Genomic DNA, 20,203 nt, shown 5'->3' with positions numbered 1-20,203 from the left:
AGCCCCTACTCTATGTACACAAGTGTGTACATGTGGCGCTGAACGGTGCCGCGTCAGTCGTGCTCGATGGAAGGAAATGACAATGGCGGAGATTCCAGGGCGCTCGGCCGCAGCTTCCGGCGCGCCGAATGTCGTTGTCGTCCTCATCGACGACATGGGGTTCGGGGCGTCGTCGGCGTTCGGAGGTCCCGTCGACATGCCTACCGCCGAGAGGTTGTCCGACTCCGGACTGCGGTTCAACAGGTTTCACACCACTGCGCTCTGCTCGCCGACCCGGGCATCCCTCCTGACCGGGCGGAATCCCCACGCGGTGGGTTTCGGGACGGTGACGAACTTCGAGAGCGAGGATCCGGGATACAACTGTGTCCGCCCGGACAGTGCGGCGACGATCGCAATGTTGTTGCAGGAGAACGGTTACAGTACCGCTGCATTCGGAAAATGGCATCAGACCCCGGGGGTGGAGACGGGCCCTACCGGACCGTTCGACCGCTGGCCGACCGGTGAGGGATTCGAGCGGTTCTACGGCTTCCTGGGCGGCTCGACGGATCAGTACTACCCCGCCCTTTACGACGGTGTGACACCTGTCGACTGCCCTTCGACACCCGAGGAGGGCTATCACCTCTCGGAGGACCTCGCGGACAAGGTCATCGACTGGGTGTCGACCCAGCAGGCCGTGGCGCCCGACAAGCCCTTCTTCGCCTACCTTGCACTCGGTGCCACGCATTCCCCGCTGCAGGTTCCGAAGGCCTGGCGGGACAAGTACTCGGGCCGGTTCGATCACGGATGGAACGCGCAGCGCGACATCACTCTTCAGCGGCAGAAGGACGTCGGCGTGATCCCGGAGGACGGCGAGATGACGCCGTGGCTCGATCTGGTTCCGGAATGGGACACGCTGAGCGACGAGGACAGGCAGGCCGCGGCTCTGCTGATGGAGCTCTACGCGGGTTTCGCCGAGCACACCGATGCTCAGGTGGGTCGGGTCGTGGACGCGCTCGCGGACATGGGGATCCTCGACGACACTCTCTTCTGCTACATCCTCGGCGACAACGGTGCGTCCGCCGAAGGTGGCATGGCAGGCACCGCCAACGAGGGAATCCTCTTCAACGGGCTACGGGACAGCTCGGCACGCATCATCGAACGCGCCGACGAGCTCGGAGGACCGACGACCGCCCCGCAGTACCCGTTCGGTTGGGCGCTGGCGATGGACACGCCGTACCAGTGGGTCAAGCAGGTCGCCTCCCACTACGGTGGCACCCGCAACCCCCTCATCGTGCACTGGCCGACCGGCATGGAGGCGCGTGGAGAGGTTCGTTCCCAGTGGCACTTCGTGTCCGACATCGCGCCGACCATCCTCGAGGCTGCCGGAATCACGATGCCGCGGTTCGTCAACGGCGTGGAACAGCAGCCCATGGACGGCACGTCGATGCTCTACGCCTTCGACGATGCGTCGGCGACAGATCGACGGACCACTCAGTACTTCGAGGTGTTCGGCAATCGCGGTATCTACCACGAGGGGTGGGTCGCATGTACCGCTCACCGCGTACCCATGCAGGCTGCGGCGGCGGACACCGCGTTCGAAAGTGACGTGTGGGAGCTGTACGACACGGAATCGGACTGGACGCAGGCCCGTGACGTCGCGACGGCCCATCCCGAGAAGCTGACGGAACTGCGGCGTCTTTTCGATCAGGTTGCCACGACGAACCAGGTGCTCCTCGACAACAGTCGAATGCAGCGCATGCGCGAGGGCGTATCCGTTCGCGAGCGACCGTCCGTGGTCAGATATCCGGGTTCGATGCCTCCGCTGCTGCCCGACGCGGCCGTCAAGGTTCTCAATCGTTCGCACGCGATCGACGTGAGCTTCACGCTCGACTCGGCCGGCAGCACCGGGGCCCTCGTGGCGCAGGGTGCACGAGCGGACGGGGGATGGACTCTCTACCTCGAGCAGGGACGGATCGCATACTGCCACAGTGTCGCTGATCTGTTCGTCTGGACCATTCACAGCGATCTCCGCATCCCGCCGGGTGCCCACGAGGCCCGCATGGAGTTCGACTACGACGGTGGAGGCCTCGGGAAGGGGGCCGACGTCCGGGTGAGCGTCGACGGGGCGGAGGTGTGCAGCGGCCGCCTGGACAATTCCACCCCGTTCTACGTCGGTGGCACAGGGTTGTTCACCATCGGGCGGAGCCACGGAGTGCCGGTCACGGGGGACTATGCGCCCAGCGACAGGATTGCGGGGGTCGTCCACTCGGTCACGGTCGAACTCGTCGGCGAATCACACGAGGACGTCGCGTCCGTCGCACGCACGGCGCTGGCCGTTCAGTAGACGCGTGCCCGTACCCGTCGGCGGGGACGGGCTCTCGTCCGGGGGTGCAGTCCTGGGCGGCTGTTGTTCAGCAGTACGTCCGCTCGGCCGTCGACACGTAGGTCTCCGCGATCTGCGTCGCCGACATCGGGAGGAACTGCGCGTAGGCCCCGCCGACCGAATCGAATTCGGCCAGTACGCTCGCCCGGGAGTCGCCGCGGGCCAGCGCGTCGCATGTGCCCTGTGCGTACAGCACCTCGGCGGCGTCCATGCCCGTCGGTGGGATCCCCGCCGCTCGCAGTGCGGCGAGGTAGCGCTGCCCGCGTTCCCCGGAGTCGGCGACGATCTGGTCGGGGGAGCGGCTGTCGTCCCCACCCACCGCACGAGGTGCGGGCGGTACAGGAGCTGCCGCCGGCACCGTCGTCACCGGCGGTGCCGGCGCCGAGGTCGTCGTGGGTGGCGCCGCGGCGGTGAGCGATTCGGTCGAGGACGCGGGAGTCACGGGCCCGGACGTCGGCGCCGGAGTCGGCACGGACGAGGACGGCGCGGTGCTCGCCGCGGCGCCCGCCGTGGCGTCGTGCCCCGCATGGTCCGCATCGGGGTCCGCACTGCCGCACCCGGCCAGGAACAGTGCGCCGACGGCCGCGATCACCGCGGTAACTGCCCGTGTGCTGGTCATGGTTGATCAGTCTTGCATGCAAAACTACTGACTGGTAGACCCCAATCTTCGGGTCGACGGAAAGTCGCGAATTCCCCGTTCGTCGGCATTGCACTGTGATATAAACCAGCCCAGCTGTTACTGCGTGTAACAGTGGAATTCGCGCAGAGCTCGGCCCCGAAGGCGCAGGCAACTGCGTGTTATCGGATCCGGCTCCGGTGCTGTGGAACGCTGACCGCGCTGCGCAGCAGATCGATTCACCGCAGTTCGCGGCGGGCGGGCGTCCGTCGCAGTTCGTCACCTCTACGCGTCCGCGAACGCGGCCGCGTGCGTCGTTGGTTCGGTAACTGAGGAGCAAGCGTGAAGAACGATTCGTCTATGTCGTGGTGGCGCGCAGGTAAGCGCGTTGCCGTTGTGGGGGGCGCGATCGGTGCGTCCATGGCATTGCTCGCGCCCATGGCGTCGGCTGATCCGGGAACCACTCCGGTCCCGGGCGGTGCGGTGTGCGATCCCACCCTCACCGAGGCCTGCCTGTCCGTTGTGGTGCGAAGTGGCACCTTCTCGAACAACGGCTTCACCCTGCCGATCGGGAACGGCGACATGATCATCGCCGGCAACCTCGGCGAAGTGGATTTCGTTCCGCGCGACGACGGCAGCAACGGCGTCTACAGCAAGCCCCTCACGGTGCCCGGCGGCGTGCTCGGGATCGATCTTCCGTTCAATAATTTGTTCGGGTTGGCGGGAGTCACTTCGACCGTCGAGGCCGTGGATGCGCCGGTGTTCAACGGCATCATCACCGATTTCGACATGACGTTGCCGGTGCGGCTGAAGATCGACAATCCGTTCCTCGGCGACAACTGCTACATCGGCACCGAGGACAACCCGGTCGTGTTCGAGTTGAACAAGTCGAACCCGATGGATGATCTGCCGACGACGGATCTCGAGACGCCCTACCCGCTGGGGACCGCAGCGATCGACAACATCCAGAACACGGCCGAGGACTTCGCGCTACCCAGCGCGACGGGCTGTGGTCCGTTCGGGATTCTCAACCCGATCGTCAACTGGAGGGCCAAGGTTCCGGCCGAGTCCGGCACGTCCTTGACGACGAAGTCGACCGGGTTCCTGTTCCCCGCGGCCGCCGGCGGCACGGATCCGCTCGACGGAACGGGCGGCGACACGGGTTCGAGTGGTTCCGGCGGTTCGAGCGGCTCCGGCGGATCGAGCGGTTCCAGCGGCAGCTGACCGACCCGGCCCGGGCGTCCTGCCGATCCGTCAGGGGGTCGGCGGTACGCCCGGGCCGTTTGTACGGCGTCGCGCTGCCGGCCGGTCACGTACGCCCGGAGTCATTGTCGCGCTGGAGCATCCAGGCTGCGATCTGAGTACGTGAGGCGAATCCGAGCTTGTCCCGGATGTGTTCGACATGCCCGTCGACCGTCCGCTGGGATATCACCAGTTTCTGGGCGATCGCCCTGTTCGTGAGGCCCTGGGTAACGAGTTCGGCGACCTGCCACTCCCGCGGTGTCAACGCGTCCTCGTCGGTTGCTTCGGGTACCGGTCGGCTCGGTTGCTCACCGAGCGCGCGAGCAATGACGGCGTCGAGGGCCAGGGTTGCTCCGCTGTCGAACGCTGCCGTGAATGCGTCGTCACCGAGAGCCTGACGGGCCGCCGCGACACAGTCGTCGTGGTAGACGATCAAGGCCTCGAAGGTCGCCATCGGGCTGCCGGTCGCGGTGAACTGCGCGTCGGCCGCACCCGTCAGCACTGCGGCGAGGTTCGGGTCGCGGTCCACCACGGCCCAGGCGAGTTCCTCGAAGCACCATGCGCAGCCGAACAGGTTACCGAGCTCGCGTAGCATCTGGAGCGCTTCCTCGAGTAGTTCGACGCCGTGTGTGTGGTCGCCACGCCGCCACAGTGCGGACCCGTAGTCCGACATTGCCATTGCGCGCCACATGATCTCACCGCGGGCCTCCGTCAGCGCCAACTGTTCCTCGTAGACCACCGATGCTTCCTCGAGGTTCCCCTCGGTGTAGAGGGCGCACCCGAGCCAATACAGTCCCGGAACCAGTCGGACGAGGTCGGCGTTCGCGCGCAGCGGCTCGATCGCCTTCCTCAGGTATCCGATTCCGCGAGGGAGATCGCCGTCCGCGATTGCGTCCATCCCGCTGGCGAAGTCAGCAGCTGTGCGGGCCCCCGAGCCCGACATGCCGTCGGCGCCACGACGTATGTCCGCTGCCAGGGCCGACCCCACCGCAACGTCCTGCTGAAGGGACGCCAGCACACTGTCGATCGCTGCCGCCTCGATGCGGACCATCGTCGATTCGCCTTCTCGACCGAGCGCGCGATCGAGCCAGTACCGTCCTTCGCTGAATCGACCTCTCACGATCCAGTAGTCGTGCAGGGCACTCGCGATGTACAGAGCGTTCTCGACAGAGTCGGGGTCGGTCAGGCTGAACTCCAACGCACTCCGGATATTCGGGGCCTCACGGTCGAGCCGCGTCATCCATTCGACCTGGCGGGGCCCGATCCAGTCGGCGCGGGCCCACACCACGAGCTGCTGATACCAATCGCGCAGCCGACGCTGCAGGGCCGTTCGCTCCTCATCGTGCAGCAGGTCGCGCCCATAGTCGCGAAGCGTCTCGAGCATGCGGTACCGGACGGTCTTGTCATCGTCGTCGCGGAAGAGGACGGATTTGTCGACCAAGGCGGTGACGAGGTCCAGCAGATCCCCGTACATCACCTCTCCGGCAAGGACTCCCTCGACCGCCTCCAGATCGAAGCTGCCTGCGAACTCGCTCAGGTTGGCCCACAACCACTGCTCCCACGGTGTACACAGCCCGTAGCTCCAGTCGATGCTCCACTTGAGCGTCTGTTGCCGGCTCGGCGCGTTCCGACTGCCCTGCGTGAGCAGTTGGAAGCGGTCGCTCAACCGTCGGAGCACCTGATCCACCGACATCGCCCGCAGCCGCGCCGCCGCCAACTCGATGGGCAGCGGCAACCCTTCGAGCCGGCGAACGATCTGACCCACTGCGGCGCTGGTCTTCTCGGTGATCCGAAAGTCCGGCACCGCGGCACGTGCCCGCTGTTCGAACAGTGCCATCGCGTCACCATCCGTCTTCTCGGCGGGGAGCATCTCGAACGTCGATTGCGCCGGGACCCCCAGAGGAGGCACCCGCAGCACCATCTCCCCGGGAACGCCCAGCAGTTCTCGACTCGTCGCCAGGACGGACAAGCCGGAGCAACTCCGGAGCAACCCCGTCACCAGGTCCGCGACCCAGGCAACGAGATGCTCGCAATTGTCCAGGACAAGGAGTACCTGGCGGTCACGGAGGTGGTCGATCAACACCGCTTGCGGTGAGCGAACGGATCGGTCCTGAATGTCGAGTGCACTGATGACAGTCTGCTCGAGCAGCGCGGGTTCCTGCAGTTCGCTCAGGTCGATGAACCACGCCCCGCCGCGGAACGCCCGCCGCGCATCCTCCGCCACGCGGAGTGCGAGTCGTGTCTTGCCCACGCCACCGAGACCGGCCAGCGTGACGAGGTGCGACTTCGACAGCAGGCGCCGCACCTCCGCGACTTCCGACCGCCGCCCGACGAAACTGGTCAGTTCGATCGGAAGGTTCCCCACTTTGACTGCCATGTCAGACCGAGCCGAATTGTCGTGTGCCACTGCTTTTGTATTCACAAAGTCTACGCTCGCCACGGCTCGGTGCACGACTGCACGCCCGTACCGCTCATCGGTGCGGTACGGGCGGTGCGGCCGGTCGGTTGCCCCGGCCCGTTCGGTTACCTCAGTCCGTGGAAGCGCGCCATCATCTTCTCGGTGACGGCGCGCGGCGCGAGGCGCCGCACCGTGAACACCAGGGGTGCCATGTTGCCGACGGCGTAGAGCGGCTTCGGCTTGTCCGCCTCGATCGCCTTGACCGCCAACTCGGCCACCTTCTCGGCACTTGTGCCCCGATCCTCGTTGCGCTGCATCGCTTTCGCAACGGTGGTGTAGTCGCCCACGTAGGGGGAGCCGTCGTCGATGTAGCGGGTGCGTCGGTCCCCGATGCCGGTGGCGATGGTGCCCGGCTCGATGGTGGTGAGCCACACCCCGAACGGACTCAGCTCCCGGCGGGCCGCGGACGCGAAGCCCTTCAGCGCGCACTTGGCCGCGACGTACGACGACCGGAAGGCGAGCGGGAAGCTGGCGAGCATCGAGCCCACCATCACGACCCTGCCGTACCCGCGTTCGCGCATGCCGGGCAGCAGCAGTTGCGTCAACTGCACGGCGCCCAGGACGTTCACCTGGAACAGGCGGTCGATCGCGTCGGTGGGTAGCTCCTCGAACGGGCCCATCTGGCTCTCGCCGGCGTTGTTGACCAGGATGTCCACGGCACCGGCTGCTCGAGCGCACGCCTCGATGCTCGCCCGGTCCGACAGGTCCAACGCCACGTACTCGACGCCCTGGACCCGCGAGTTGTCCGGCAGCGCAGCGGGATTACGCGTCGTACCGAGCACCCGGTAGCCGCGTGCCACCAGCAGGCGGGCCACCTCGAGGCCGATGCCGGACGACGCGCCTGTCACGAGCGCGGTACGGCGACTCATCCGAGGCTCCGCCCCAGCGCCCGTCCGGCGGCCCGTCCGGAGAAGATGCAGCCGCCCAGGAACGTGCCCTCGAGCGCGTTGTAGCCGTGCACTCCGCCGCCGCCGAACCCGGCCACCTCGCCGGCCGCATACAGGCCGTCGAACACGCTGCCGTCGGGTCGGATCACCTGCGAGTCCAGGTTGGTCTCGAGGCCGCCGAGGGTTTTGCGGGTGAGCAGGTTCAGCCGAACCGCGATCAACGGTCCGTGCGCCGGGTCCTGCAGGCGGTGCGGCTTGGCGACACGGATCACCTTGTCCGGCAAATAGGAACGCGCGTTGTTGATCGCCATCATCTGCATGTCCTTGGAGTAGGTGTTGTCCACCTCGCGGTCGCGGGCGGTCACCTCCCGCTCCACCTGTGCGTAGTCCAGCGGGGGACCGGGGTTGATCGCGTTCATACCGTCGACGAGGTCGCGCAGGTTGTCGCGGACCACGAAGTCCTCGCCGTGCTGCTTGAAAGCCTCGACCGGACCCGGCGCCCCCTTCTTGACGCGGCCCAACAGCAGCTTGAGATCCTTGCCGGTCATGTCGGGGTTCTGCTCGGAGCCCGACAGCGCGAACTCCTTCTCGATGATCGACTGCGTGAGGATGTACCAGGAGTGGTCCTGCCCGGTGCTCAGGATGTGCTTCAGGGTGGCGAGGGTGTCGAAGCCGGGGAACAGCGGCACCGGCAGGCGCTTGCCGTTCGCGTCCAACCACAGCGACGACGGGCCGGGGATGATGCGGATCGCGTGGTTGGGCCAGATCGGATCCCAGTTGACGATGCCTTCGGTGTAGTGCCACATGCGGTCCCGGTTGACGATGTTGCCGCCGGCGTCCTCGGTGATCCCGAGCATGCGGCCGTCGACGTGCGCGGGAACACCGGTGATCATCCGCTCGGGCGCCCGGCCCAGGCGGTCGACGGGCCAGTTCTTCTTCACCAGGTCGAAGTTGCCGCCGATGCCGCCGGACGTGACGACGACCGCCTGCGCGCGCAACTCGAATTCGCCTGCGGGCGTGCGTGAGGACTTCACGCCCCGCGGCTCGGTGGACGGCTCGAGCACCGTACCGCGGACACCGACGACGGCACCGGATTCGATGATCAGCTCGTCCACCTGGTGCCGGTAGCGGAACGTGACCTGGCCGCGGCTCGCGGCGTCGAGCACGGGTTCACGGAAGACACGCACCACCTCGGGGCCGGTGCCCCACGTGATGTGGAATCGCGGCACCGAGTTGCCGTGTCCGTACGCCAGGCCGGCACCGCGCTCGGCCCAGCCGACGTTCGGCATCAGCCGCAGACCCAGATCGTTCAGGTACGAACGCTTCTCGCCGGCCGCGAAGTCGACGTACGCCTCGGCCCACTGCCGGGGCCAGTGGTCCTCGCGATCGCGGTCGAAGCCGGCGCTGCCCATCCAGTCCTGCAGTGCCAGTTCGCGCGAGTCCTTGATGCCCATCCGGCGCTGCTCGGGGCTGTCGACGAAGAAGAGCCCGCCGAGCGACCAGAACGCCTGCCCGCCCAGGTTTTCCACGTTCTCCTGGTCGACGATCAGTACCCTGCGCCCGGCCTTGACGAGTTCGTGTGTCGCGACCAGACCTGCCAGTCCCGCTCCGACCACTATGACGTCGGCTTCTGTTGCCACGGCCTATCTCCTGTCCGTATCGGTACTGCTGCTGTAACTGCTCACGACGGTGACGAACAGTCGCTCGCGCGCCTGCCGCACCGCCTCGTTGTGGGGTTCCATGAGGACCTGGATACTGGTGCCGTCGTGGAGGGCGACGAGCGCGCGGCCGAGCGCCTCCCGGTGGGTGACCCGGCGGCCGGCGGCGGCAAGGGCGTCCTCGATGATCGGCATGATGGTCTGCAGGATCGCGTCCTCCCGCGCCACCATCACACGGGTGAGCGCCGGGTTGCGCAGTGCGTGCGCGGTGAACTCGGCGGTGATGCGGTACCACGCGTCGTCGACGGGGATGGCCGCGAGGACGAGTGCGACGGCCGACTCGAGGGTCATGGTCGACGGTCGCGAGGCCGCGTCGGCGAGGGCGGTGCGGATGCCGTCGAGCATCTGTGCGGAGCGCTGCTCCCACATCGCGAGGAACAACTCGTCGAGCGAGGTGAAGTTCGAGTAGAACGCGCCTCGCGTGTAGCCGGCCCGATCGCAGACCTGCTCCACGGTGGAGCGTCCGAACCCCTCCGCCGCGAACACCTCGCCGGCGGCGTCGAGCAGGCGCTGGCGGGTCTCCGCGCGGCGTTTCGTGACCCGCGGGGGCTTGGCGTCGGATCCCGTGGATTCGGACGTCTGCACTGGTCACCCCCGGTTTTCGGATCACAGAACCCTTTCGATACAAAACTGTATCCGATGAGGGGTGCGCGTACCGTCGGAATTGTGCAGGTCTGGTACGTGAGCTACGGGTCCAACATGTCGCGGGCCCGCCTGGACTGCTACCTGTGCGGTGGATGCCCGACCGAGGGAGGGCGCACGTATGCCGGGGCCCGGGACCCTGGCCCGCCCGCCGACCGGATCGGCGTCCGGCTGCCCGGCACGGTGTACTTCGCCGGCGAGTCCCTCGTGTGGGGTGGCGGGCGTGCGTTCTACGACCCGGAGGTCCCGGGCGACACCGCCGCCTGCGCGTACCTGGTGACGGCCGAGCAGTTCGACGACATCCACGCGCAGGAACCGCCCTGCTACGACCGCGTCCTCGATCTCGGGTCCCGCGACGGGCGACCGTTGCGCACGTTCACGTCCGTCGCCGGCCGCCACGACGTCACCCGGACCGAGCCGTCGGCCCCGTATCTCGCCACGATGACGGCGGGGCTTCGCGAGGTCTTCGGCTGGAATTCCGCACGGGCACAGGTGTATCTGCGACGTTTGGTGGGCTGACCAGGGTACCGTCGGGAAGCCGCGCACTGTGGCGGCGCTCACAGAAAGAGGATCTGATGTCGAATCTGCATGTCGTAGCGACCATTCCGGCCAAGTCCGGATCCGAGAACGTGGTGCGTGCCGCGCTCACCACGCTCGCGGAGGCCACCCGCGAGGAGGATGGCTGCGTGTCGTACGACCTCTACGAGTCGGCGTCGGCGCCGGGCACGTTCGTCGTGGTCGAGGTGTGGGCGGGTCAGGACGCGCTCGATGCCCACATGAAGTCCCCGCACATGCGCGAGGCGGCCGGAGCGTTCGGTTCGCACCTCTCGGCCGCCCCCGGCATCCACCCGCTGCGCCCCGTCTCCTGATCTTGCCCGCGTTTTGCGCACTTGGCGGCCCTGTTCGGGCCCGCCTGTCAGCGATAAGTGCGCAAAACGCGGTATCGGGGGGTTCCGATCGCCGCGGCAGGTGTCCGACACCACGCTGACCGATCTCACGTTTCCGCATCCTCCGTCGTCAGTAGTGCAGGAGCCCGCGACCGGCGGGCGAGAGGCACAGGAGACCGTCATGACGAAGCCGTCTTCCGATCGTCCGGCGGCGCCGGCTCACCGCGTGGTGGTCCTGGGCGCAGGGTATGCCGGAGTGCTCGCCGCCAACCGGATCCTGTCGAGCCGGGGCCGGGTGCGGGGCGAGGATCCGGCCCGGAACTGTTCTGTGGTCGTGGTAAATCCACGCGCCGATTTCGTCGAGCGCATCCGCCTGCACGAGGTCGCGGCGGGCACCCGCCCGACGGCGGCCGTGCCGCTCCGGGACCTGCTGCACCGCGATGCGCAGATTCTGGTGGGGTCGGCGGTGGCGATCGATGCCGACCGGCGGCGCGTCGACGTCGCCGTCGGTGACGGCGTCGAATTCGTCGGATACGACACCCTCGTGTACGCCGTCGGCAGCAACACCGACCGTTCCGTCCCGGGCGTCGGGGAGCACGCCCACCACGCCGGCGACGCCGAGGCGACCGAGGCCTTGCGTGGATCGGTGGCGGCGCTCGCGCCGGGGTCGACGGTCCGTGTCGTCGGCGGTGGGTCCACGGCGATCGAGATTTCCGCTGAGATCGCCGCTGCCCGTCCGGATCTCGCCGTCGAGATGGTGTCGGCAGGGACGGTGGCAGGCTTCATGCGTGACGCCGCCCGCAGTCGGGTGCTCACGACGCTGCACCGCATCGGCGTCACGTGGCGGGAGGACACGCGCGTGAGCGAGGTGCGCGACCGTGAACTGCTCACCGCCGACGGAACCGTCCTCGCGTTCGACGTGTGCGTGTGGGCCGCCTCGTTCGCCGTACCGGACCTGGCGGCGCGCAGCGGCCTGGCGACGGATGCCGCCGGGCGCCTCCGCGTCGACTGGACGCTGACCGGCATCGACAGCTCTGCCATCGTCGGCGCCGGTGACGCCGTCGTCGCGCCGTCCGAGGTGGGAGCGCACCTGCGCATGGCCTGCGCGACTGCGCTGCCGCTCGGCGGCCACGCCGCCCACACCGTGCTGGCGCGGGTCCGGGGCGAGCAGCCTCCGGTGCTGTCCCTCGGCCTGGTGGCACAGTGCATGAGCCTGGGCCGCAAGGCCGGGTACCTTCAACTGGTCCATCCCGACGACCGGCCGCGCCCGGTCGGGGCGTACGGGCGGCTCGGTGCCGTGATCAAGGAGTCGATCTGCCGGATGACCGTCGACAGGATGCGCGCCGAGCGGACCAGACCCGGCGCATACAAGACACCGAAGGGTCCGCGGCCTCGTCCGGTGCCCCGGGTCGGGGAGCAGATCCGATGAAACTGACTCCCGAATCATCGGACTACAAAACGCTTTTCGGCGTCGCGTATCGGATGCTCGGATCGGCGCACGATGCCGAGGAAGCCGTGCAGGACGCCGTCGTCCGGTGGCAGGCGCTCGGTGACGGCGATCGGGCGTCGATTCGCGAGCCGCTCGCGTGGATGACGACGGTGGTCAGTCGAATCTGCCTGGATCAGTTGGGGTCCGCGCGGGCCCGGCGGGAGTCGTATGCGGGCATCTGGCTGCCGGAACCGGTGCCGGGCACCGTCGGCCCGGCCACCGTGAGCGGCCGGCCACCCGATCCCGCCGATGCGGTGACGCTCGACGAGTCGGTGTCGGTGGCGTTGATGCGGGCGATGGAGTCGTTGACGCCGGGCGAGCGTGTCGCGCTGATCCTGCACGACGTCTTCGGTATGCCGTTCGCGGAGATCGGGGAGATCGTCGGTCGGACACCGGACGCGTGCCGCCAGCTCGCGTCCACCGCCCGCCGGCACCTGCGGTCCGCGCCGAGGTTCCAGCCGGAGGACGAGCAGCGGAGGCAGGTGGTGCTGGCCTTCGCGACGGCGTGCACCACCGGAGACCTCGATGCCCTGCTGGCCGTCCTCGCCCCCGAGGCGGTGTCGCGGGCGGACGGCGGCGGCATGGCGGGCGTCGCGAAGGTCCCGGTCGTGGGCGCCGAGCGTGTCGCGCGGTACCTGCTCGGCATCGTCGGGAGGAGCGAGGCGCAGGGTCTGACGATCGGGGCACGGTTCGAGACCGTCAACAACCGCACCGGAGTGGTCATCTCGTTCGACGGTCAGGTGGCCGCAGTGCTGGATTTCGCCGTCGCCGACGGGCGCGTCCACGAGATCGCGATCGTCATGAACCCCGACAAACTGGGGGCCTGGGCCGAGCCGGTCTGATCGGCCCGACGCTATCCGCCCGCCGGCGGGTACTCCGGCCGCCCGAGGAGTGCGACGGTGGTCAGGTAGAGCGTCGGTGCCAGATCCGGGAGGGCGTCCGGTCCGCGGGTGCGCAGGCACTCGCGGACCAGGCTGTCGATACCGCCGATCAGCAGGTCGAAGACGGCGTCGGGCACATCCGGCAGCGGATCCCCCTGTTCCGTGGCCAGTCGGTGTGCCCGGCGCATACGGTCGGCGAACACCGATTGCATGTGAGCGCGTTGCCCTTCCAGTGCAGCACCGGCCGCGAGGGTTTCGATGTGCAGGGCGTGTGCTGCCGTCGGCACCGCGGCCAGGATCTTCAGGTACGTCTCCAGTGAGGTGCGGACCAGGTCCTGCCATCGAGGTTTCCGGGACTCGGTGAGTTCGTCGACGCGGGCGGTCAGCTGTTCCTCGACCGCGGCGATTGCGAAGCCGAAGGCTGCGGCGAAGCAGTCGTCCTTGTTGTCGAACACCTCGTAGAACGTGCGGCGGGACACCTGGGCGCGCTTGATGATGTCGGCGACCGTGGTTGGTCGGTATCCCCGTTCTGCTACCACCTCGACTGCGGCCCAACACAATCGGTGACGCTGCGACGTCGCGACGTCCTCGCGGGTGAGTTGGTGCCGCCCGCGAGGTAGCCGCGTGTCCTCGGCGTCGGCGCGTTCAGTCACCAGCACAGGATAGGCCCTTGCGCCGCCGTTGTGACTGCGGTTACATTGCTTTCGCTCAATTGGAAACATTGATGTTTCTCGACGTGGGTGCGGCGTCGTCGGGAGCGTGGGGGAGGGGCTCGGATGCGATGGATGTCGAGGGCGATGGCGTTGGCCGCAATCGCGGCGGTCTGCACCGTCGGGGCGGTGGCGCCGGTGAACGCGACCCCGGATGCGGGTGAGCTGGGGGCGCAATGGGCGGCCACGGCGGACGGTCCGGCGCAGTACCCGGGCATGCATATCGAATGGGACGTCCCGATCCGGATGAGCGACGGAGTTGTGCTGAAAGCCAACGTGTATCGGCCCGCAGGCCCGGACGGCCGTCCCATCGACACCCCGATGCCCACGATCGTGAGCATGACGCCGTACACGAAGCTGGTGTCCGCGCTCGCCGACGCGGCGGTGTCGGTGCCGGGAATCAGCGACGCGGTGCTCGACTTCGCCGGCGACATCAACTTCTCGGGAACGCCGTTCAGCGGCATCACAGATCTGACGCGGGCGCTGTCCGGTGGCGGGCTGCGGACGTTCACCGTCGACCGCGCCCTGATCCAGAGCGGGTACACCCAGGTGGTCGTCGATGTCCGCGGTACCGGCTTCTCGCAGGGCATCTGGCAGGTGTTCCAGGAACGGGAGCAGCAGGACACCGTCGAGACCATCGACTGGGCCGCGCAGCAGTCGTGGTCGAACGGCCGCGTCGGCATGAGTGGGGTGTCGTACTCGGCGATCAACCAGATCCAGGCGGCGTCGAAGCGTCCCGCGGCGCTGCAGGCGATCATGCCGATCGAGCCGGGCGGCGACCTGGTCCGAGACGTCGTGGCGCCGGGTGGCGGTGCGGGCGTGGGCTTCCTGCCGTTCTGGTTGGCCGCGGTCAACGGGCTCAAGCTGATCCCCGACGTCCAGGCGCTGATGCAGGGCAACTTCGACCAGACGTGGCTGAGCGACCGGATTGCCGACCCGGCGACGTTCTTCCAGTACCTCATCCAGGCGATCACCATCCCGGACGTCGACTCCATCCCGCCGGAGCTGCGGACGCTGCTCGAGCCGGACAGCTCGCTGCGTCAGGCGTGGCTGCCGCACGCGGAGAACATCACGGCGCCGACCATGCTCTACGGCGGCTGGCACGACATCTTCACCAACTCCGAACCCAAGCTGTACAACGCGATCCCGCTGGCGCCCGGGAAGAAGCAGCTCATCATGGGCGACACCTACCACCTCAATCCGGGAAGCGGCTTCGGCGACCCGGGGTATCCGCCGCGGCTCGACGTCCTGCAGCGGGCGTGGTTCGACCGGTGGCTCAAGGACATCGACAACGGCATCGAGACGTTCGGTCCGGTCACGTCGTACCAGCAGGGCAACGGATGGACCACCACCGATCAGTTCCCACGTGCGGGCGTCGAGCACCGTCGGATGTACCTGGCGGCGCAGCCGTCCGGCACCACCGCGACGTCCGTGCACGACGGCTCCCTGCTCGCGTCGGCTCCGTCCGGGACGGCGACGTTGACGGTGGCGCCGGGGCTTTCAAGTATGTGCTCGCGCGACGCCGCGCAGGAACTGGCGGGCATCCTCGCCGTGATCGACGGCTGCGCCAAGGACAACCGGATCGCGGAGCGGGACGCGCTCACGTTCACCAGCGCCCCGGTGTCGGCGCCCACTCAGATCTCGGGGCCGGTGAACGTGCACCTGAACACCGTCCTCGACACGACCGACGGCTACTGGACGGCGACACTCAACGACGTAGCGCCGGACGGTACCTCGACGGTCCTGACCTCGGGTCAGCTCACGTCGTCGCTGCGCGGCATCGACGAGGCCCGCAGCGAGCGCTCCGCGAACGGCGACCTCACGGACCCGTTCTACACGCTCACCCTCGCGGCGCGGCAGCCGATCGTGCCGGGTCGGCCCACCACGCTCGACGTCGGGCTCACCGCGACTGACGCGGTCCTGCAGCCGGGGCACCGCCTACGGGTGTCGGTGGCGGCGAGCAACTTCCCGAAGGGCATGCTGCTGCGTCCGCTGCTCAACGAGAGCCGGTTGGCGCCGCAGCACCTGGTGCTCGATCCGGCGTCGCCGAGCTTCGTCAACGTGCCGGTCGACATCCCGATCCCCTGATCCCGACCCCACGCTCCACCCCCGCGTTTCGCGCACTTATCGGTCATCTCCGGGCTCGCACGGCACCGGTAAGTACGCAAAACGGGGGAGCGGGTTTCACGTGGAACCGGCAGAACCGGCAGAACCGGACACGCCGTGCACGTCCCGCCACGCGCGATCGCTGAGCAGCGTGGCGGCCACGAGCACCATCCACCCGCTCATCGAGAGCAGTTCGACGCGCTGCGCAAAGCCGAGCCAGCTGTGGCTGCCCGACGGATCGTCGACGCCGACGAGCATCCACAGGGTGCCGACGAGGAACAGCACGACGACGGTGAGCCCGGCCCACCACATCGCCCGCGGCGCGCGGTAGACGAAGATCGCGATGATGAATGCGACCGCCGACACCACCGCGGCCGTCACCGACACCGTGCTCGTGACGGCGTGCCACTGGTGGGTCAGCGGCACCTGCTCCGCCTCGCACGCGGGTTCGGAACAGCGCAGCGGCAAACGGGAATCGGCGATGGTGCCCACCGCGAAGACGCCCAACGCCACCCAGCCGACGGTGGTGAGGAAGCGCCGCGGCGTGATCGTCAGACCCAGCACGGCCGCAACGGTGAGCACGATCCCGGTCAGCAGGTCACCGCTGCGGTAGAGGATCCCGTGCGGCTGATCGGTGGCGGCCAGCTGGCTCGCGAACCCCTCGAACGGGCCTTCCCCCGAGTTGAGGAAGAACGCCAGCACCCACGACGAGTACAGCACCGCGCCCGCGATCAGCAGGCCCGCGATCGTGTACCGGCGCACCGACTCTGTCTTCGGAACGGACACTGCGACCTCAGTTGCGTGGCTTGGCGAACGGGAACGCGAGGGACTCCCTGATGCTGCCGCCGGTGATGAGCATGACGATCCGGTCGACGCCCACGCCGAGGCCGCCGGTGGGCGGCATGGCGTGCTCGAGTGCCTGCAGGAAGTCCTCGTCGAGTTCCATCGCCTCGGCGTCACCGCCGGCCGCGAGCAGCGACTGCTCGGTGAGCCGCTGACGCTGGTCGATCGGATCGGTGAGTTCGCTGTAGGCGGTGCCGAGTTCGACACCCCATGCGACGAGGTCCCACTTCGCGGCCACGCCCGGGATGGTGGGGTGCGGGCGGGTCAGCGGCGACATCGACGTCGGGAAGTTGGTGTAGAAGGTGGGGAACTCGGTCTGCCCCTCCACCAGATGCTCGTACATCTCCTGCGCGACGGCGCCGGCGTCCCAGCTCTTCTGGTACTCGATCTCGTTCTCGTCGCACAGCTTCTGCAGGACCTCGAGCGGCGTCTCCGGGGTCACGTCCACGCCCAGCTTCTCGGCGACCGCGCCGTGCATCGTCTTCACCGGCCACTCGCCGGAGATGTCGACGGCCACGAGTTCGCCGTCCGGCCCGGGCCGCATGATCGTCTGGCTGCCGTGCGCGGCGACGGCGGCGGCCTGGATCAGTTCACGGCACAGCACCATCATGCGTTCGTAGTCGCTGTGCGCCTCGTACGCCTCGAGGATCGTGAACTCGGGGTTGTGCTTGAAGTCGACGCCCTCGTTGCGGAACACCCGGCCGATCTCGAACACCTTCTCCATCCCGGCGACGCACAACCGCTTGAGGAAAAGCTCCGGCGCGATCCGCAGGTACAGGTCCAGGTCGTACGCGTTGATGTGGGTGACGAACGGGGCCGCGTTGGCGCCGCCGTGGATGCGCTGCAGGATCGGCGTCTCCACCTCGAGGTAGTCGCGACCGGACAGCGTGTCGCGCAACGACTTCACGATCGCCGTGCGGGCGGCCAGCAGGCGACGCGACTCGGGGTTGATCGCGAGGTCGACGTAGCGCTGCCGCACCCGGGTCTCGGCGTCCGTCAGGCCCTTCCACTTGTCGGGCAGCGGGTGCAGGCACTTGCCGTTCATCCGCCACTCCGTCGCCAGCAGCGACAGCTCACCCTTGCGGCTGCGGCCGATGGTGCCGCTCACCTCCATGAGGTCGCCGAGGTCGAAGTCGGAGGAGAACTCGTCGAGACGGTCGCCGACGGTGGTCCGTTCGATCAGCACCTGGATGTCGCCGGACCAGTCCCGCAGCACGGCGAATGCGACACCGCCGTACGTGCGGATCCGCAGCAGCCGTCCCGCGATCCGCACCCGCGTGCCCTCGGGCGACGCGGCCGCGGCGGCGACCGTGTGGGTCGGGGGATATGCGACGGGGTAGGGGTCGATGCCCTCGTCGGCCAGACGCTCGAGCTTGTCCATCCGGACCCGCACCTGTTCGGGCCGACGCGGTCCCACCGATTCCGGCGTGGCCGAAGCGGTCTCGCCCGGGGCGGCGTCGGGTGCCGGAGCGGCATCCGGGGCACTGCCGTCGGCGTGCAGGACGCCGGAGACCGCGAGCGCCGCCGGTACCGCGGCGTGCCGTCCGGTGTGGGTGATCGCGTTGGCGCGATGTCCGAACGTGGGCAGGGTCAGGAAGCCCTCGGCGACGGCGGAGGCGATGCCGACGCGCGGCAGCTGCCGGTTGTCGTCGAAGCACAGGTAGCGCGGCGCCCACTCGGGTTGGTACTTCACGTTGGAGCGGTACAGCGCCTCGAGCTGCCACCAGCGGGAGAAGAACAGCAGCAGCGAACGCCACACCCGCAGGATCGGACCGGCGCCGATGCGGGCGCCCTCCTCGAACGTGGACCGGAACACCGCGAAGTTCAGCGACACCCGGACGATCCCGAACTCGTCGGACCGGGTCGCCAGCTCGGTGACCATCAGTTCGACGACGCCGTTGGGAGCGTGCGGGTTGCGGCGCATCAGATCCAGCGACACCCCGTTCGTGCCCCACGGCACCAGCGAGAGCATGCCCAGCACGGCGCCGTCTTCACCGAGTGCCTCGACCAGCAGGCAATTGCCGTCGAGGGGGTCCCCGAGTCGTCCGAGCGCCATCGAGAAGCCGCGCTCGGTCTCGGTGTCGCGCCAGTTGTCGGCGCGGGCGATCACGTCGGCCATCTCCGCGGCGGGGATGTCGCGGTGGCGTCGGATCCGGACGGTGACGTCCTGTTTGCGGACGCGGTGCACGGCCTGGCGCACCTGCCGCATCTCGCGGCCGTTCAGGTTGAAGTCCCGGGTCTCGAGGATCGCCTCGTCGCCCAGTTGCAGCACCGACAGCCCGGCGCGGTTGTAGGCGGTGGCACCGGCCTCGCTCGCCCCCATCACCGCGGGCGCCCAGCCGTACTTCGAGCACAGGTCGAGCCACGCGTCGATCGCGTGCGGCCACGCCTCCGGATTGCCGATCGGATCGCCGCTCGCGAGGCACACCCCGATCTCGACGCGGTACGTCACCGCGGCCTTGCCACTGGGCGCGAACACGACGGCCTTGTCGCGGCGGGTCGCGAAGTAGCCGAGGGAGTCGCCCCCGCCGAAGTCGTCGAGCAGGCCACGCAGCGCGGATTCGTCGTCGCCGGTCAACGCGTTCGACGCCCGCTGCGAGCGGAACAGCGTGACCACCGCCGCGAGCAGCGCGAGGGCCCCGAACAGGCCGAGCATCGTGTTGACGAAGGCGTGTGGCTTGCCGTCGAACTGTTCGTTCTCGATGACGGCGAGCGCCGTGACGCGGTTGAGTGCCCACAGGAATCGCTGGCCCGACGGCAGCGTGCCGGGGAACACCTCCACCAGACCCCAGCCCACCAGCGTGCCCACCGCGAGCCCGGACACCAGCACGCCGAGGGCCTTCCAGCCGGCGCCGCGGCGTACCCGGGTGTAGAACTCCTTGCGCGACGCGATGAGCAGACCGACGACGGCAACCTGGACGACGCAGGCGACGGCGGCGTTGAGGTCCCGGTCCGCCACCGCCACCACGGCGTTGAGGACGGCGAACAACGTCAGGTAGATCGTGAGCATCCACCACGCGATCCGTTTACGGCTGGCCAACGCGGCCGCGACGAGACCGACGACCAGTGCCCACGCAAGGCTGGTGTCGGGGGCGTCGAAGTAGTAGTCGTCGACATACACGCGCGGTGTGTGGACGAGATAGCGGAGCGTGGGAGACAGGCTCCACAGGAACACGAGGACGGAGAACACCCCGAGGACCAGTCCCGCGATGTGCGGAACCTCGCTCAGCCGTCCGCGTTTCGGCGCGAGGGACGGCCGTCGGCGTCCCTTGCCCTCCGTTGCATCGGCGGGTGCGCCAGTGCTCGTCGCCATCGAAATCCTCCCCGTCGCCGTTGCCGTTCCGCCTCCAGTGTGAGGCGTC

The 20,203-nt window shown here is 68.4% G+C and carries 15 protein-coding genes; 7 read left to right on the top strand and 8 right to left on the bottom strand.

The window, feature by feature from the left end; genetic code table 11:
- The first annotated feature begins 82 nt into the window (after positions 1-82).
- Positions 83-2,323 (top strand): arylsulfatase, encoded by a 2,241-nt coding sequence (locus tag AC1RIF_RS11535; RefSeq protein ID WP_492601508.1) that lies wholly within the window; start codon positions 83-85, stop codon positions 2,321-2,323.
- A gap of 67 nt (positions 2,324-2,390) precedes the next feature.
- On the opposite strand, the gene AC1RIF_RS11530 is transcribed toward AC1RIF_RS11535, so the two are convergent.
- Positions 2,391-2,981 (bottom strand): DUF732 domain-containing protein, encoded by a 591-nt coding sequence (locus tag AC1RIF_RS11530; RefSeq protein ID WP_492601507.1) that lies wholly within the window; start codon positions 2,979-2,981, stop codon positions 2,391-2,393.
- A 339-nt stretch (positions 2,982-3,320) separates the two neighbouring features.
- Between AC1RIF_RS11530 and AC1RIF_RS11525 the strand changes: the two genes are divergently transcribed.
- Positions 3,321-4,202, top strand: coding sequence for a hypothetical protein (locus tag AC1RIF_RS11525; protein WP_492601506.1), 882 nt, complete (start codon positions 3,321-3,323; stop codon positions 4,200-4,202).
- Positions 4,203-4,287: 85 nt separating this feature from the next.
- Here the strand turns inward: AC1RIF_RS11525 and AC1RIF_RS11520 are convergent, their stop codons facing one another.
- The 4 genes from AC1RIF_RS11520 to AC1RIF_RS11505 all read right to left on the bottom strand — a co-directional run bounded on the left by AC1RIF_RS11520 (position 4,288) and on the right by AC1RIF_RS11505 (position 9,868).
- A complete protein-coding gene (locus tag AC1RIF_RS11520; RefSeq protein WP_492601505.1) occupies positions 4,288-6,597 on the bottom strand; it encodes an ATP-binding protein in 2,310 nt (769 codons plus the stop codon).
- A gap of 146 nt (positions 6,598-6,743) precedes the next feature.
- The gene (locus AC1RIF_RS11515; RefSeq protein ID WP_492601504.1) at positions 6,744-7,547 is read right to left on the bottom strand and encodes an SDR family oxidoreductase; all 804 of its coding nucleotides are present in this window, start codon (positions 7,545-7,547) and stop codon (positions 6,744-6,746) included.
- On the bottom strand, positions 7,544-9,205 hold the full coding sequence (locus AC1RIF_RS11510) for an FAD-binding dehydrogenase (protein ID WP_492601503.1): 1,662 nt from the start codon (positions 9,203-9,205) through the stop codon (positions 7,544-7,546). The genes AC1RIF_RS11515 and AC1RIF_RS11510 overlap by 4 nt, the downstream gene beginning before the upstream one ends.
- Positions 9,206-9,208: 3 nt before the next feature.
- Positions 9,209-9,868, bottom strand: a complete 660-nt coding sequence (locus AC1RIF_RS11505; protein WP_492601502.1) for a TetR/AcrR family transcriptional regulator — start codon at positions 9,866-9,868, stop codon at positions 9,209-9,211.
- A gap of 81 nt (positions 9,869-9,949) precedes the next feature.
- On the opposite strand from AC1RIF_RS11505, the gene AC1RIF_RS11500 reads away from it, so the two are divergent.
- The 4 genes from AC1RIF_RS11500 to sigJ all read left to right on the top strand — a co-directional run bounded on the left by AC1RIF_RS11500 (position 9,950) and on the right by sigJ (position 13,143).
- The gene (locus AC1RIF_RS11500) at positions 9,950-10,444 is read left to right on the top strand and encodes a hypothetical protein (RefSeq protein WP_492601501.1); all 495 of its coding nucleotides are present in this window, start codon (positions 9,950-9,952) and stop codon (positions 10,442-10,444) included.
- A 56-nt stretch (positions 10,445-10,500) separates the two neighbouring features.
- Positions 10,501-10,794 carry a putative quinol monooxygenase gene (locus AC1RIF_RS11495; protein WP_492601500.1) on the top strand — a complete coding sequence of 98 codons (294 nt, stop codon included), beginning with the start codon at positions 10,501-10,503 and terminating at the stop codon, positions 10,792-10,794.
- A gap of 199 nt (positions 10,795-10,993) precedes the next feature.
- Positions 10,994-12,241, top strand: a complete 1,248-nt coding sequence (locus tag AC1RIF_RS11490; protein ID WP_492601499.1) for an NAD(P)/FAD-dependent oxidoreductase — start codon at positions 10,994-10,996, stop codon at positions 12,239-12,241.
- Positions 12,238-13,143, top strand: a complete 906-nt coding sequence (gene sigJ, locus AC1RIF_RS11485) for an RNA polymerase sigma factor SigJ (protein ID WP_492601498.1) — start codon at positions 12,238-12,240, stop codon at positions 13,141-13,143. Before AC1RIF_RS11490 ends, sigJ begins: the two co-directional genes overlap by 4 nt.
- Positions 13,144-13,154: 11 nt before the next feature.
- Here sigJ and AC1RIF_RS11480 read toward each other — a convergent pair whose 3' ends face one another.
- Positions 13,155-13,835: a TetR/AcrR family transcriptional regulator gene (locus AC1RIF_RS11480; RefSeq protein ID WP_492601497.1), complete on the bottom strand. Its 681-nt coding sequence runs from the start codon at positions 13,833-13,835 to the stop codon at positions 13,155-13,157.
- Positions 13,836-13,958: 123 nt separating this feature from the next.
- On the opposite strand from AC1RIF_RS11480, the gene AC1RIF_RS11475 reads away from it, so the two are divergent.
- On the top strand, positions 13,959-15,980 hold the full coding sequence (locus AC1RIF_RS11475; RefSeq protein WP_492601496.1) for a CocE/NonD family hydrolase: 2,022 nt from the start codon (positions 13,959-13,961) through the stop codon (positions 15,978-15,980).
- A gap of 96 nt (positions 15,981-16,076) precedes the next feature.
- Here AC1RIF_RS11475 and AC1RIF_RS11470 read toward each other — a convergent pair whose 3' ends face one another.
- Positions 16,077-16,784 carry a DUF998 domain-containing protein gene (locus AC1RIF_RS11470; protein WP_492601495.1) on the bottom strand — a complete coding sequence of 236 codons (708 nt, stop codon included), beginning with the start codon at positions 16,782-16,784 and terminating at the stop codon, positions 16,077-16,079.
- 7 nt (positions 16,785-16,791) lie between these two features.
- Positions 16,792-20,154, bottom strand: coding sequence for a bifunctional lysylphosphatidylglycerol synthetase/lysine--tRNA ligase LysX (gene lysX, locus AC1RIF_RS11465; protein WP_492601494.1), 3,363 nt, complete (start codon positions 20,152-20,154; stop codon positions 16,792-16,794).
- Positions 20,155-20,203 lie beyond the last annotated feature (49 nt).

It is taken from the genome of Prescottella sp. GW823-FHT02E09, assembly GCF_058797375.1.
This window is presented reverse-complemented; position numbering and strand designations above follow the sequence as displayed.